At 33.7% G+C, this 15353-nt stretch carries 14 protein-coding genes and 1 pseudogene; 6 read left to right on the forward strand and 9 right to left on the reverse strand.

What is annotated here, in order from left to right:
- Positions 1-330: 330 nt before the first annotated feature.
- Together ACIQ7L_RS23585 and ACIQ7L_RS23590 are read right to left on the reverse strand one after the other, a co-directional pair.
- The gene (locus ACIQ7L_RS23585) at positions 331-1158 is read right to left on the reverse strand and encodes a M23 family metallopeptidase (protein ID WP_400572098.1); all 828 of its coding nucleotides are present in this window, start codon (positions 1156-1158) and stop codon (positions 331-333) included.
- Between the two features lie 606 nt (positions 1159-1764).
- Complete coding sequence (locus ACIQ7L_RS23590; RefSeq protein ID WP_154724639.1) at positions 1765-1911, reverse strand: hypothetical protein; 147 nt, start codon at positions 1909-1911, stop codon at positions 1765-1767.
- 234 nt (positions 1912-2145) lie between these two features.
- Between ACIQ7L_RS23590 and ACIQ7L_RS23595 the strand changes: the two genes are divergently transcribed.
- The 3 genes and pseudogenes from ACIQ7L_RS23595 to ACIQ7L_RS23605 all read left to right on the forward strand — a co-directional run bounded on the left by ACIQ7L_RS23595 (position 2146) and on the right by ACIQ7L_RS23605 (position 5761).
- Positions 2146-3267 carry a tyrosine-type recombinase/integrase gene (locus ACIQ7L_RS23595; protein WP_400572100.1) on the forward strand — a complete coding sequence of 374 codons (1122 nt, stop codon included), beginning with the start codon at positions 2146-2148 and terminating at the stop codon, positions 3265-3267.
- 13 nt (positions 3268-3280) lie between these two features.
- Positions 3281-5388, forward strand: a pseudogene (locus ACIQ7L_RS23600) (tyrosine-type recombinase/integrase).
- Entirely contained in the window at positions 5381-5761 is a 381-nt protein-coding gene (locus tag ACIQ7L_RS23605; protein WP_400572102.1) for a DUF6262 family protein, read from the forward strand. The pseudogene ACIQ7L_RS23600 and the gene ACIQ7L_RS23605 overlap by 8 nt, the downstream one beginning before the upstream one ends.
- 332 nt (positions 5762-6093) lie before the next feature.
- On the opposite strand, the gene ACIQ7L_RS23610 is transcribed toward ACIQ7L_RS23605, so the two are convergent.
- The 3 genes from ACIQ7L_RS23610 to ACIQ7L_RS23620 form a co-directional block, all read right to left on the reverse strand.
- The gene (locus tag ACIQ7L_RS23610) at positions 6094-7521 is read right to left on the reverse strand and encodes a serine hydrolase domain-containing protein (protein WP_070178870.1); all 1428 of its coding nucleotides are present in this window, start codon (positions 7519-7521) and stop codon (positions 6094-6096) included.
- A 708-nt stretch (positions 7522-8229) separates the two neighbouring features.
- Positions 8230-8355, reverse strand: a complete 126-nt coding sequence (locus ACIQ7L_RS23615) for a hypothetical protein (RefSeq protein ID WP_335359045.1) — start codon at positions 8353-8355, stop codon at positions 8230-8232.
- 57 nt (positions 8356-8412) lie between these two features.
- A complete protein-coding gene (locus tag ACIQ7L_RS23620; RefSeq protein ID WP_400572105.1) occupies positions 8413-9309 on the reverse strand; it encodes a CPBP family intramembrane glutamic endopeptidase in 897 nt (298 codons plus the stop codon).
- A 525-nt stretch (positions 9310-9834) separates the two neighbouring features.
- Between ACIQ7L_RS23620 and cspD the strand changes: the two genes are divergently transcribed.
- Entirely contained in the window at positions 9835-10038 is a 204-nt protein-coding gene (gene cspD / locus ACIQ7L_RS23625) for a cold-shock protein CspD (protein WP_097897800.1), read from the forward strand.
- Between the two features lie 87 nt (positions 10039-10125).
- Positions 10126-10311: a cold-shock protein gene (locus tag ACIQ7L_RS23630; RefSeq protein WP_000286200.1), complete on the forward strand. Its 186-nt coding sequence runs from the start codon at positions 10126-10128 to the stop codon at positions 10309-10311.
- Between the two features lie 229 nt (positions 10312-10540).
- Here the strand turns inward: ACIQ7L_RS23630 and ACIQ7L_RS23635 are convergent, their stop codons facing one another.
- Positions 10541-11095: a GNAT family N-acetyltransferase gene (locus ACIQ7L_RS23635; RefSeq protein WP_400572107.1), complete on the reverse strand. Its 555-nt coding sequence runs from the start codon at positions 11093-11095 to the stop codon at positions 10541-10543.
- A gap of 395 nt (positions 11096-11490) precedes the next feature.
- Complete coding sequence (locus ACIQ7L_RS23640; protein ID WP_400572109.1) at positions 11491-12117, reverse strand: class I SAM-dependent methyltransferase; 627 nt, start codon at positions 12115-12117, stop codon at positions 11491-11493.
- Positions 12118-12551: 434 nt separating this feature from the next.
- Between ACIQ7L_RS23640 and ACIQ7L_RS23645 the strand changes: the two genes are divergently transcribed.
- Complete coding sequence (locus ACIQ7L_RS23645; protein WP_400572111.1) at positions 12552-13109, forward strand: hypothetical protein; 558 nt, start codon at positions 12552-12554, stop codon at positions 13107-13109.
- A 267-nt stretch (positions 13110-13376) separates the two neighbouring features.
- Here the strand turns inward: ACIQ7L_RS23645 and ACIQ7L_RS23650 are convergent, their stop codons facing one another.
- Both ACIQ7L_RS23650 and ACIQ7L_RS23655 read right to left on the reverse strand, forming a co-directional pair.
- On the reverse strand, positions 13377-14777 hold the full coding sequence (locus ACIQ7L_RS23650) for a protoporphyrinogen oxidase (RefSeq protein WP_400572113.1): 1401 nt from the start codon (positions 14775-14777) through the stop codon (positions 13377-13379).
- A gap of 348 nt (positions 14778-15125) precedes the next feature.
- Complete coding sequence (locus tag ACIQ7L_RS23655; RefSeq protein ID WP_097897805.1) at positions 15126-15275, reverse strand: aspartyl-phosphate phosphatase Spo0E family protein; 150 nt, start codon at positions 15273-15275, stop codon at positions 15126-15128.
- Positions 15276-15353 lie beyond the last annotated feature (78 nt).

Consider the following 15353-nt stretch of genomic DNA (forward strand, 5'->3'; position numbering starts at 1 on the left):
AAATACTATTCAAATTCAGTTTCAAAACTCATTAACAAAAATAAAAGCTCCTAACATATTAGTCATATATAATATGTTAGGAGCTTGATATTTTAGGTTTTTTGTGGATTTAGGTCTTGATAACGTACGCTAAGACAGTTTCTAAAAGTGAAATCTCATCTTTGCTACTGTAAAAAACAACTAGCCCCTCTTGTGGGGGCTAGTTGACGCAAAATTCGTTATTGAAAGTTGATTAATATCAGCTTATTCGTCTTAGAGGTACCGTCAGGAAAATGCGGATTTATAACGCTAAGCCCGTTTTCCTGACGGTACCCCTTTATGCAGTTTTAATTAATCCCATTCATCAGATTTTTGAAATCTTATTCTATCCTTATTTGTTGGAATTCCATTATTTACTTTTTCCCATATGCCATTTTTAAATATTTCGTATTGTTCAAAAGCAAAAGGTAATCCTTTTGCAGTAGCTATATCACTACTATCCATAAGTTGAAAATGCAAATGCGGAGCAAAGGAGTTACCTGAATGACCAACTCTACCAATAACTTCACCTTTTTTTACACGCTGACCAACTGAAACCTGAATTGAGCCTGTTTGAAGATGGACTAATCCAGCATATACATTTTCAGCACATTCTATAATGATGTAGTTGCCAGCAACTGATTGTATGTCATCTTTCTTCGGGTCGAAATAATGAGCATTTTTATAAGCGTTAGACATATCTGAAAGCAATTTTGTTCGTGTACGTTCTTTATAACCATCCTCTGCTTGGACAATGATCCCGTCGCAAGGAGCATATACTTCTTGCCCCCAACAGTAATATTCATCTAAGGGAACCCCCAAAAGTAGATATTGCGCTAGACTAACGCGATAGGCGGGCCAGCCTTTTCTTTCCCAATCCACTTGTATAAAGTCATAAGCGTACCTTGATCCAAATTTGTTTGTGCCGTGACTCGGAATTTTTGTCCCTGGAGTGTTAGGAGAGTGCCATTCTCCTCTCAATGGAAACTCTACGATTATTGGCTTACGCACATCAATCATCTCATATCCCTCCTGCGTCGATTCTTTACCTGCATTATTGAAAATGACTAGTGCCACAAGGGTAAGTGCCAGTACGATACTGATAAGTACTGGCATACGTTTTTTTCGTGTTAAACGCACATTTCCCAACTCCTTATTGGGGTAATCGTCAGAAAAATGAGCTTAGCATTGTAAATCCGCATTTTCTTGACGCTACCCCTCTTATAAGTTAAATCGAGAATAATTTCAGTTCCTTTTGTATTAACTTCTTGACTTATAAATCTTGTCCGCTCTATTTACGCTAAGGAATGTCAGAATGGTTGTAAGCACAACAAGGACTACCCAATATCCGATTTCTTTTACAGCCAAAACAGCTGATATTATTGCAAACAATATTGCAATTGTGAAACCTAAGATGGTTCTGAAATTCTTTAACACTGCCCAATTCATTCCCTCTCCTTGTTTTCCTAATTATACCATTTAAGAGAATGATTTGTTATGATTTGTGAATGTATATTCTATTCATATCAAGTCGACATAATGTCTCATTATCAGCAGTAACCAAATCTCAGAAAGCCACTCATACCAATAGTTTTCTAGCTTTCCGTTCTCTTCTCCGTATACAAGATTTAATACATCCCTGTCACAACAGCATTTGGCAGTTCAAACCGTTCTCGTAGCCTGCATGAAATCCTACATATTCTTAGCGTATAATTTCCGCGTTTTATCAGCAGGACCCCCTGCCCATCAACTTAAGAATGGAAACAAACTGAACTTTCGTTTTCGCTTTACAAATTCGAGTTCTCTTGCAAGTTCTTCTAAAAATACAGGTGTAACATATCGTTGTAATTCTTCCGCAAATGGTTGTAGTTCATCTTGAATCGAGAGATTCATATAAAAATGACTTAAATAGACTAAACTAAGAAGAGGATATTATGTTCAATATATGAGCATATATCCTCTTTTCTTATACATATTAGATTAGTTATACAGATATTGAAAATATAGTTAAATGTGTATATAATATTCCGAAAAATTTGTATAATTTAGGTGGCGGACGTAGCCCATAGCGGGAGGCGTAGTGAGGTCTTTAGACCAATCGTTAATATTTTTTAGGGGTGAAGTGCTATGAGGGTACAAGAGGTTCTCATAGAGAATAACAACAAAAGATACATATTACTGGATCAAGAAGGATTCCCTGTAATGCCAGTTATGAAATATATAAAGTATTTAGATAAGACAGGAAAAAGGCCTAATACTCAAAAAACATATTGTTATTCCTTAAAACATTTTTATACCTACTTAGAAGAAACAAATAAAGATTACAAGTTTATTAGATTAGAAGATTTAGTTGACTTTGTAGGGTGGTTAAGAAGCCCCTATCAGAGTTCAAATGTCACTCCTTTTCAACAAAAGAAAGCAAAGCGAACGGAAAAAACAATTAACCATACAATTACCGTTATAGCAAACTTCTATGGCTACCTCTACCGAAATGAAGAAGTACAAAATGACATGATGGGGAAGTTAATGAAGCAAGTATTTACAGGAGGACACTCGCGTTACAAAAGTTTCTTACATCATGTTAATAAGGACAAGCCATCAATCAGAAACATATTGAAGTTAAAAGAACCACGCAAAAGAGTAGAAACACTCACAAAAGAACAAGTACAAAAAGTATTACAAGCAACTACTAATATACGAGATAAGTTCTTAATTCAATTGTTATTTGAAACAGGATTGCGTATTGGAGAAGCTCTCTCTCTTTTCATGGAGGATTTTATTTATGACCATCAAAAAGGTCATCGGATTCGTTTAGTAGAACGAGGGGAATTAGAAAACGGTGCGATGTTAAAAACAGGAGAACGTGAAATTTATGTATCACCATCCTTAATGGATTTATATGATGATTACTTGTATGAAGTGCTTGATGAATTAGAATTGGATTCAAACTTTGTTTTTGTAAAACTGAGAGGAAAAGATGTGGGAAAACCAATGGAATATTGGAACGTTGAGTCTCTATTTAAGCGTTTAAAAAAGAAAACAGAGATAAGCCTACATCCTCACCTATTTCGTCATACACACGCTACAATGTTCTACCAGAAAACAAAGGATATTAAGCAAGTACAAGAACGATTAGGACATTCTCAAATTCAAACAACGATGAATCTATACCTACATCCTTCGGATGAAGATATTCGAGAAGATTGGAATAAAGCACAATCCGAATTTAACCTAAAGAAAAAAAACTGAAAGGAATTACTGTATGAAGCAAATCAAGAAGGTTCAGGTAGAAGAAATAGGCTTTCATGAAGGCTTACAAAGAGAACTTTCAACATATCCTGAAAAAACAGTATATGAAGATAGTTCTGTTTCAATTGAACAAGTAAACAATCCCTATTTCTTAGTTAATGACACATGGAATATAAACGTTGTAGGTGGAATTAGGCAGTTCGAAGAAGTGGTAGCACACTATAATAATTCCAGTAAAAATATTTACTTTCGACTTAATAATCCTTCAATTTAGAAGTGAAATATGTGTATTATCAGCAATTGTTTAATGATTTCTGGACAATCCAGAATATATTTAGCTCTCAAAGTCCATTAAAAAGAATGATAGAGTTCATAAACGAAAAATACCCCAAAATATCATCCTTTTTGAATTTGGATATTGAAAAAGCAGAACGGGAATATGTCTTTTGGTTGAATAAAAAGGGAATCAAAACTTATTTCACTAAAAAACATGAAGATTGTAAAGATAGTTATATAAAAACCGCAATAGCAAGCTTTTTAAGAATCGTTTATACTACATTAATCCAATTCACTGATAAGAGAGATGAATGGGAAAAAGACAAGTGGGATATTCGTAATTTACATGATAAATATGGTATTGACTACAATAAAAGCACAAATCTCTACAAACTTGATTTCTCAAAGATTGATGAAATGGTTCGTGAACAAGTTAAAAAATATTTTAAGCAACGATTGGTCAGTAAAAACAGATTTTCTACGGGGACAGCACAGAGTTATCTAAAACATATACCAGGTTTTTTTAAGTTTATATTTTCATTGGAAACAACATGGAAAGACTTAAAGCCTCTAACAAGAGCACATATTGAGAAGTACATCGAACATTTACATGAATACGCTAAAAATAATTTAAAAAAACGTAACGCTCACCCTGCAAGTTATGTTATGCGATCGCTGTCTTTTCTACAAAAATTCCTGGAAGACATTCAAGGGTATGGGTACGATATGGCTCCCGAAGCTAATGTACGATTATTAATTTTTCCTGAAGATAAACCAAAGCTAAGAAAAAAGTCAATTGAACAAATTGACTATATTCCCGACTATGTATTAGAGCAACTCTTTACTCATATTGATCACTTGCATAAAGAAGTTGTTCCTATCGTTTGGATTGCGTTTAAAACAGGACTTAGAATTTCTGATGTATTAGGTTTAACCTCTGATTGTTTAGTAAAACTAAATGGTCAATACTCCATTGAAACCGATATTGAGAAAACATATGTAAAAGGGCATCGAATTCCGATTGACAATGACTTAGCAGATATTCTTGCAGTTCTTATCGAGAAATCAAAAGAACTTAGCAATCAAGACAACAATCCCGAAGGGTATATTTTCGTTCGTTATCGTGGCCGACGGAAAGGAAAACCTTTTGGACAAAGCTTTCTAGGGAAAAAATTAAATATATTAGCAAATAAAAAAAACATCACTGACGAAAACGGAAATATTTTCCGTTTTAAATCCCACCAGTTCCGACATACTTATGCAGTAAAGATGTTGAACGGTGGTGCGGATATTCTTACGGTACAAGAGTTATTAGCACACTCATCCCCTGAAATGACAGTAAGATATGCCAAGCTATTAGATGATACGAAAAGAAAAGCCTTTGAATCGGTAATAAAGCAAGGTGTTTTTAGTTTTGACTTAAACGGTGAAGTACAAGAAATTAAATCAGGAGAAGATATTCCAGCAGACATATTGGATGCCTTATGGCAAGACCATAAGCTAAATGCGATGGATAACCCTTATGGAACGTGTCACGCCCGTCTGAATGGAAATTGCCCTCATATGGAAGCACCACCTTGCCTAACTTGTGGTGACAATCAAACGCCATGTAAAGACCTAGCAGTAGGTTTTTCGGAATTAGATAAGGAAAAATATGAACTTCACATTAAAACAACCATAAAAGCTATAGAAATAGCAAAACAAAGGGGGCGAGAAGATATAGCCGAGAAAAACGAAAAAAATTTACAACGTTATCAAAACATTTTCAATACCCTACAAGAAGGAAATATTATATTTGGTAGACAAGCTCGGATGAAGAGAAAGTTAGGTGTTAAACATGTCTGAATATGACCGTTCTGCACATTTGAAAGCGATTCATGCCAAACGAAAAGCAAATACCCTTCAGCGAGTAGATGAAGCTATTAAAAGGCTTTTAAAAGCGAATAAAAAAATTAATTTTAACAGTGTATCCAATGAAGCAGATGTATCAAAAGCAACGCTTTATAACAACAAGGGCTTTCGTTCGAGAATTGAAACATTACGAAATCAACAGTCACAAGTGCCTGCACCGAAACAAGTAAAGCGAGAAATGAATGAAAGTAACAAGGATGCCCTGATCGCTTCCCTGAAAAGGAAAAATAAGAAATTGGAAGATGAAAACAAGCAATTAAGAGAGCAACTGAAAGTAGCTTATGCAGACGTATATAAGAAGTTATAGTCAATAGGAGAACGTTGTTCTCCTTCTTCAACAATCGGGCCAGATTGTTGAATAACAGTCTTTTAAGAAATGTTATCTAACGACGCTTGTGCAAAAATAATATTGTTGTTTAATTTACAATAAAGTCATTTGAAAAATAATATTAGTTGTTTAAAAATCCTTATTCCACGAACGGAGCAGGTTAGTGGAAGCAATAGTAATTAGGTTTGACAGGGAAAATTGTCGATGATATTAAAAAAGACACCGAAGTGTCTTATGTTTTTCAAATTAAGCATACCGATAAATTGAAATTTAATTACTTAACATTATGCTTATCTTGGGAGCGAGGTATTTTATCGGTGAGTGTATACAAACCATGTAATGCTTGCTGTTAATAATGCTGACGAAATCAAAGCTGTAAGAACACTATATGTTCGCCAAATAAGTATCGTTGACCAATCGAAAGCACAGCACAGTATACCCAGGGCAATCGTAGCGATCAGGAAAATAACTGTTACGATTATTCTCTTTTTTGTCATTGGCTGCCGCTCATTCGTTTTCCTTCTGCGTAATCCTAAGAGAAATAGCAAAACGGCCAATAGGCAAAGAATAATTGTGATAGACGACAAAATAATATCCAAAAGCTGTGTGCCGCTTATTTCATATGACTGAGTTAGATTGCCGTCTAATATATCTTTAACTTTTAGTACCAGATTTGTATTGGTATTTGCGCCGTTGCTCAGCAAGCAGACGGCTGTTCGTTCATTTAGCAGTATGGCTACTTCGGTTCTGAAATTTGGATTACCCCCAGTGTGTTCTATAATCGTTTGGTCGGCGTTTACCGACCAGCCTGCCGCATAATACATATCGTTGACAGCCGAAACAGACATATCACCCCTATGTGATTTTTCGATAACCGTGTGAAATATTTCGGGTATGTCCTGCACGATACCCATCTGTATGCCCATCCAACGCGCCATATCTTTTGTATTAGAAATGATGTAGGCTGCGGGTTTATTCCCAGCATAATCCGGAGCTTTAAATGGAGTTGTCATAAAAAAGGAAGAACGATAGCCCTGTGCCAACTGTCCAGTGGCTTGAGCATCTTCTTTATAAACATACGTCTGGTGAAGACCTAACGGCTGAAATACCTGTTCCCTCATAAAGTCTTCATAGCTTTGTCGCGACACAATCTCAATAACCAAACCCAATACGTCATAATTAACGGTTCCATAGTTATACTGTTCACCGGGAGGGAACGCCAATTCAGCATCCACGAGCATTTCCACAGTCTTTTGCAACATATCCGGTGTATTGCCTTGTGGAATATTTTGAATATGCCTAATATTTGTTAGACCACTGGTATGGTGAAGAAAGTTATTTAGTGTAAGGCTTTGCATATCAACAGGTTTCCCTTGATACTTTAACGTAAACCAAGGTAAATATTTTTGGACAGGGTCAGTCATTGAAAGCAGCCCTTGCTCTTCCAACAGCATAATACCCATACCAGTAAAAGCTTTACTGACCGAGGCTAACTCATAGAGTGTATTTTCACTTGCAGACAACCCCTTTTCACGGTCAGCATACCCTGAAGAAAAGTAGAACACTTCATCATCAGCAAGTATTGAGATTGACATTCCCGGCACACCTGATATACGAGAGGCATCATCTAGCAACGCTTGTATTGCCGCAGATTTCGAATCAGACAACGCATAACTTTGTGTTGCGAATCCTGAGAATAATATAAATATCGTTAATACAAAAACAATAATCTTTTTCATAAACTCTCCTTTTTGAAAAATTATAATAGAATAATATAAATAACCTACTTTTACAACTACTAAACTAAATTTTAATTTATCTTTCTATTCACCTATATAATATCAAGTAATTGTGAAGAGTTACACTTAACGAACAGATGCGTTAGTTCAATAAGAAAAACGATCTTCAACAATCGGGCGCGATTGTGGAAGAAGAAAGGAGATTACATATTAGTCATATAAAATATGTAATCTCCTTTAATTTATTTATCTTTTTTTAATTTAGGTCTTGATAATAAAAATATCCTTACTATTATCTTTTTATCTAAATTGCACTAAAAAAGTATTGTTTTAGGATACAATAGGGTCAAAAGTTACAATATTAAAACAGTCCAGATCATTGATATTCTAATAAATGGACATTCCATTTTTAAAAGATGTTTGATTAAAACCCACTTAGAATTTCTTAATTAAAGGAGATAAAATATCGCAGCTTTTTTATAAATACCGTGACTTTATTTAAAAGCGACATTAAAAAGAATAACGTTTTTTTGTACTTAGGGGTAGTGAAAATTCTCAAGTTGATGGGCATGTGGTGAAATCCCTCTTTCACTACATCAGCTATTTTTGCCAAAATACCAGGAAGCAATTGCTAAAAATGAAACTGCAAATACACAAATTTTAGAAACCATTTTCCAAACAATACAGTCATACATGGCACTCGTTTTTTTATGATTTACGATTTTCTTTTAACCAATTTATAATAACTTCGAACATAGCAGTATCATACCGCTGTTCTATATTTACTTTCCTTTCACGCAAATCTTTCATTATTTTCATTTCATTTGTTACCACATTTTTTGCCTCTTGCCTCTTCCAAACAAATAATAGTCATGATTCATTCCCCTTTTGCTATCCAATATTTCGCTGTTTCTCACTTCTTTCCCGCACTTGTCTCCATAATACAATTGAAGCAATAGCAAGCATAATTGTTGTAATTACACTTCCCTCAATTCCGAATGTTCCTCCATGTAATGCATCTGACCCACTCGTTACTGATTTAAAGAGTGGTGTAGAGAATACGGTTGTACCACTTACTGCAAAACCATATACATTGTATTGAGCCCAATTCCATATAGAATGCCAAGCACATATTCCCCAAAGGCTATTCTCTTTTAGTACATAAAAAGCCGCAAATACACCAACTAGTATGATATTTGCTATAGAAAGGACTGTAATTCCAGGATTAAGCAAATGAAGAAACCCAAATAAAAAAGAAGTAACAACAACACCAATCCATATTCGACTTCTTACAGATATAACTGGAAATAACCAACCCCGTACAACAATTTCTTCTGTGGCACCTTGCACTAAAAATGCTATTAAAGAACCTAATATCCCCAGTATAACTGTCGGGGTCATATGCTGCATTTGCAACTGTACAACTCCTGTTATAACAAGTAATAATACCGGCACTGATATGAATATAAACCCTATTAAAGCCCCTTTTACATACTTTCTTAAAAATTGTTCTTTCCAAAAGCCTATTGAAGAGAACGGTCTTTTTTCTATAAACCGAACCCATAAAAATACAATTAAAATTGTTCCCCCAAATGTTAAGATCATCCTTACATTATCATAAATCCCTTTCATAAAAGTCGTTTCTGCTTTCGGCAAAAATAACATTAACAACATAAACAACTCACCGAGAGTTAAAAATATAACCGATAATATTACTGCAAGAATTGGGTGCACTTTCTTTCGACCTAACTTTGCTGCTTCAATAATTTTGAATTGATTATTACTCAAGACTTTTACCTCCTCGTGTTATTTATTTTAAATTACATCCACTTTTTTCCATGACATTTCAATTTTACCATCTCAATGTTTTTCATGCACCCATATGTAATCTTAATAGTTGTTTTTATAGATATTATGATTAATTTCATCTATAAAGATTTAATATACATACAAGAAATTATCCGCATAATTTCTCCTTAGGAATAATATATAAATATAAAAAATCCTTTTGTACCTTTTCAGAAAAACTAATCATATAAAAATACAATTAACAATTCATAACAATCGCTTTTTTGAACAAGGAACTTCCTATTTGTTCCACATCTCTTCCAGCACTTGCTATTTCTCACCATTTGTTGTAAGATAGGAATTAAGGTCAAATTCACAAAGACTTTACTTTGCATATTATCAAGCATCAATTAGGGATCATAAGTATTCCTCATGGGTTTTTGATAATATGTGAATTTTTATTTACGTTCAAATAAGACCGATCATATTGTAATTTATTTTTATTATTTTTAGGAGGCACTTACCATGACATTAACAGGTAAAGTAAAATGGTTTAACAGCGAAAAAGGTTTCGGTTTCATCGAAGTTGAAGACGGTAACGATGTATTCGTTCACTTCTCAGCTATCACTGGTGAAGGTTTCAAATCTCTTGACGAAGGTCAAGAAGTTAGCTTCGAAGTTGAAGATGGCAACCGCGGACCTCAAGCTAAAAACGTTGTAAAGCTATAATTTAAACATTAAAAAGGTTGTTACCATCGCACGGTTAACAACCTTTTTAATATATAATTAAATTTTTTACATAAAAGGAGTGGTCACATGTATCGCAATCGAAAGAACGATGTAGCAGAAGTACCACCAGAACAAACCCCTGTTTGGGAATGTGAATCAGAGGATTGTTTAGGATGGATGAGAAAGAACTTTTCATTTGAAGAAGAGCCAAAATGCCCTTTATGTAAAAGTAACATGAAAAGCGGAGAACGTTTATTACCTAAATTAGGTTAATATTTACATTGCCCCTCTTAACTTTTGATAAGAGGGGTTCTTTATTGTTCATTTTTTCAAATTCAATTAGATGTTCATTGAACAACAGGAGAAATCAACAAAATAAGTCTTATCTTCAAGAATAATAAATAACCTATACTTTGTTACTGTCTTATCTTCCCTATAAAAAACACGCATTTCCTCACATGAATTCCAGTAAGAATTGCCTGTTTTTTTATGAGACTTCCTTTTATATGTTACAATCTTCTATCCAGTCAGTTCGTATAATAGAATAAACAAGAGCATCATGTTGCTGATCACCTTGATAAATATATCCTCGTAATAGCCCTTCTTTTTGAAATCCTATTTTAGATAACATCTTACAAGAAGTTACATTTTCAGGGTATGTAATTGCTCCTATTCTAAATAAACCTAACTCCCTGAAACTATACGTAATGATTTCTTGAGCAGCTTCTAATGCATAGCCCTTTCCCCAATAGGAAGGATGTAAATCATATCCAATCTCAGATCGTTTACTCCAAAGTTGTAAATTATTTAATCCAATCGTTCCAATTAAGGCATTTGTTTCTTTTAAGACAATCCCCCAACGTATTGCACGTTTCTCAAAATAATTTTTTGAAAAAGATTCAATCATACGTGAAGCTTGACCAAACTCTGTAAAAGAATTCATTCCATAATAACGCGTTACTTCTTCAAGTGAAAAGATTTCATATATTTGTTGGCAATACGATTGATCAATTTCAACTAATCGTAAACGCTCTGTTTCGAAAACAGGAAATGCCATCGAATCCCTCCTTTCTATCTATTGATTTATTATAGCAGAAAAATCACCTTACTTATGATGCTACTGACACATTTAAAAATTTCAGTCTCTTGTCACGTAATCGTTGGTCTAAACTAAGGAGTATGAGCAATCAAATTTACTTAGTTTTCTTTATCTTGTTAAATAGTTTTATTAGTCATATATCACTGAATCAAATATTTTTAACACTAACTGGAAAGGCAGTTCCAAATAAAACTCCAATGTTTATTACTTTAATAATAACTGCAATTCTTATCACGTTCATAATTGGATTCCTATTATTAGGATCATGGAAATTGGAACAAACAAAAACGTGAATGGAATCAAAAAGAGATACTTGTTTTATTAAGCATCTCTTTTAAAATAATGATATTAAATTACTTACATGCCACTAATGCCCAATGACAAGGTGCTGTTTGTCTCCAGTTTACACTTGAGAATCCACTTACCCTTAACAGCGCATCGAGTTCATGAACAATTGGATAATCTTCCGTAGGATCCCATCTTTTTCTGATTCGTACTTTTGCATCTTCCATCGCATATTTAGAAGCAAATATAATATCTAAAAGAAGAAATTTCCCATCAGGTTTTAGTATCCGGTATACTTCCTTACACGCTTGTTCCCTTTCTACTGGTAATACCTCATGAAAACAAAAACTCGAAATGACTGCATCAAATGTTTCATTTTCTTTATTGGTATCAGTGAATGTTCCAATATTTAATTGATACTGAGGATATTTCACATTACACTGTTCTAACATTTTTTCGGACAAATCGATTCCAAATACATGACTATCATTAACACTTATTAATGATGCAAATGCTCCTGTACCAATTCCAATATCAATAATTTTCTGCTGCTCATTTATATGAATCATTTCCGTTGCTTCACATAAACTATGATTATATCCATATAATGGACCATCTGCTTCCTTTACATTTTCATCATAAGTTTTTGCCCAATCATCAAATAATTTTTGTGTCGTTTCAAACGTACGTAACAATTGAAGTTCCTCCCTTTATCCATCTATTACCTTGATTTCCAATATGAATGTATGTTTTAAATTTAGCATTCGTATCACTCGAATCTTTATATACTAATTTAAATATTCAATCTATTCACTCTAAATCACTCTAAACATCAATGTACCATTGGATATTTATGTTAAAATATTAACAAGTACTATATCGCTATTGGGTATATTGATAGTTCTTATATATAAGTACAAATTGAAAAATCGACATAAAACCTTTCTTTTTAAGTGGGAGAGAGCATCTGGCCATGCATAGAAACGGTCAGGGCCTTTTCCTGCCCCATGCCGAGTGAAATCAAAGAGAGAAAATAAGTAGCGATCACCTTTTGTTCTTCATAGCCGCGACCCATATGTTGGAAAATCAAAATGAATATATATAATTTAAATGGAGGTGCATAAGAATCATGTATATTTTCATAGGTTGTTCACTCTTATTCATTTTGCTTCTCTTTTTATTCGCGCAAAAATTCGCACCAAATTCCGCTATGATGACTAGTTTCAAAGGAAACAGCCTAAAGAAATTTATAATTGGACTTGTAGTTGCCTCAGTCTTGTCACTTTCTTATGGCATTTATCATGTAGCTACTTATCAGCCCGCCTTTCTAGACATTAAGTTAGACAACAAACCGTATACTGTTTTAGGTAATATTGGGGAATTCGGCTATTTCTCTGAACAATTAATAAAAAAAGAAACCGAAACTGAACTATATTTTGTTACTTGGGAATCACTTCATTTAAAAAATCCTCAGATTATAATAAACTATCCTTCTGGAAAAAAAGAAACTTGGAAGCCTAATATATCTTTAATAACAAATACATCAACAAAAGAAATCGATAAGAAATATAAAATAAAAGAAGTGTATCGAATTTCTCCTTACTCATTTAAAGAAGCAGGAAATGTTACTTTAACAATTAAAGAAAATAAAACTACACGTGTAGAAACATTAATCAAAGTTAAATAGTAAGATATATATCCATCAATTAAAAAAACGACATCCCCCTCTTTTTGAGTGGGAGAGAGCATCTGGCCATGCATAGAAGCGGTCAGGGCCTTTTTCTGCCACATGCGAAGTAAGAACAGAAAGAGCAAACGAGTGTAGGTTCCTTTTTATTCTGCATAACAGGGATTTAGATGTTGAAAAATTAAAATGGATTTATATAGGTACAACAACGTACGAAATCCCCCTCTTATACTAGAGGAGGATTTCGTCAAAAATATAAAGGTTGCATTACTCCGAACAATTATGTAATGCTTTCATAATCTTATCTGCTGTATCCTTTCCATTCCCTATGCAAGCTCCAATGCCTACACCATAATATGAAGCACCAGCTAAGTAAACATTTGGAAAAGCAGCTGACAATTTCTCATTCAAAGATTGAAATGCCTGATTATGTTCTAAATGATAATTCGGCATTAAGTCTTTCCAGTTTGTAACTTCAACAATCTGCGGCTCGCCCTGAATTCCAAGACTTTGTTTCATATCAGATAAAGCAACTTGAATGAATTCTTCTTTACTGTTATTTTTAATCTTTTCATACGCTGGATTTGAACTTTTATAAAACATTCTTACTAATAAGTTTTGTTTATCTGATGTATGCTTCCATTTCCTACTTGTCCATGTGCAAGCATCACAATATAAATTACCATTTTCCGAAACAATAAAGCCTGTCCCATCTGCCGGTAATTGATTATCAGGTATTTCAAACCCTAAGTAAATACTAATAAGAGATGAATTTTTGAATTTATTGAAATCACTGTTTAATTCGGTAGAATTTAATACTGTTTGTGCAATATCGTGAGGAGCAGCTAAAACAACATAATCCGCCTTTATTATCTCTTGATTCGAAAAAGAAACTTCATACCCATTACCGACTCTACTTACATTCGTCGTTGTTACTCCTTTTCGTATTTCCGTCTCAGTCAACACCTCTTCTAACCGATTAATAATCGTAGAGAGTCCTCCTTTGAACGATAAAAACTTTTTATTTCCAGCTGCCTGGAATTGTTTTTTATTCACTTCAAATCCTTTAATAATACTGCCGTATTTATTTTTATAGTCAAGTAAATATGGTAATGTAGATGCCATTGTAAGCTCATTTAATTTACCAGAATACACCCCTGAAAGTACAGGAGAAATTTGCTTCTCAACTAACTCTTTTCCTAAAAAGCTTTCTAAAAATAAAGCGAGCGATGTATCTTTCGTAAAGCCTTTGTTTTTAGTAATAAAATCTTTCAGTGCAATAATTTTCCCTTTCGTTGAGACTAACGTACTGTTAAACAACGACTCTACACTTGTAGGAATTCCAAATACTGTATCAGCAGGAATAGGATGTAACGTATCATCTGAATAAATGTAAGAAATACCAGTTTCGTTATATACCATATCGTCCTCTAGATTCAGTTCTTTTACAAGGGGCATCACATTTTCATTTCGGGCAACAATTGAATCTGCTCCTGTTTCCATAATAAAATCATTTTCTTTCACACTGTGAATTTTCCCGCCTAAATATTCTTCTTTTTCTACAAGGATCAATTTTAAATCTGCGTTGTAATCCTTTTTTAATCTTTCTAAGTAAAACATAGTAGAGAGTCCCGTAATACCTCCACCTATGACAACAACTGTTTTCATGTCTACTGAGCTCCTAACCGATACTATAAATTGATAAATTTCTTTATTATTATACCCAAAAGTTAGCTTTCTCGACTAGTAGCTTGCACAGTCTGTAAAAAATTAGACAATATATACGAACACATTTCAGGTTGATTATGATGTACTGGGTGATTAGGCACAAGGAATAACTACAATAGGGCAACTCTTAACTTTCTATCTGAAAGATTTTCTCTCTATTTCATTGCAATATAGTCTCTATGCAATGAAACAAATTATATTTTGATGAATTTTAAAACGAGGTTCACACTACTTAACTTCGTTACAACCAAAAACATTACTTTAAATAAAACAACAATTAAGGATTCTTTATTTCAATAACATGATCCAATTTATTAACTTGTCTATTTCTTGGCTCACTTCAAGTACTTTTTCATGTTGAAAGCCATAAGTCGAAACAAGCATTAAGAGTTCTTCTTTTTTTACTTCAATGATTTCCTCTACTTTTCTCAGCTCCATGTCGTGTTTACTCTCTTCAATTTTAAAATTTATGTATCCTAGTATAGATCACTTACATAATAAGTAAAAGTGCCATGT

The sequence above is a fragment of the Bacillus sp. NPDC094106 genome, from assembly GCF_044764345.1.
Classification (GTDB): domain Bacteria; phylum Bacillota; class Bacilli; order Bacillales; family Bacillaceae_G; genus Bacillus_A.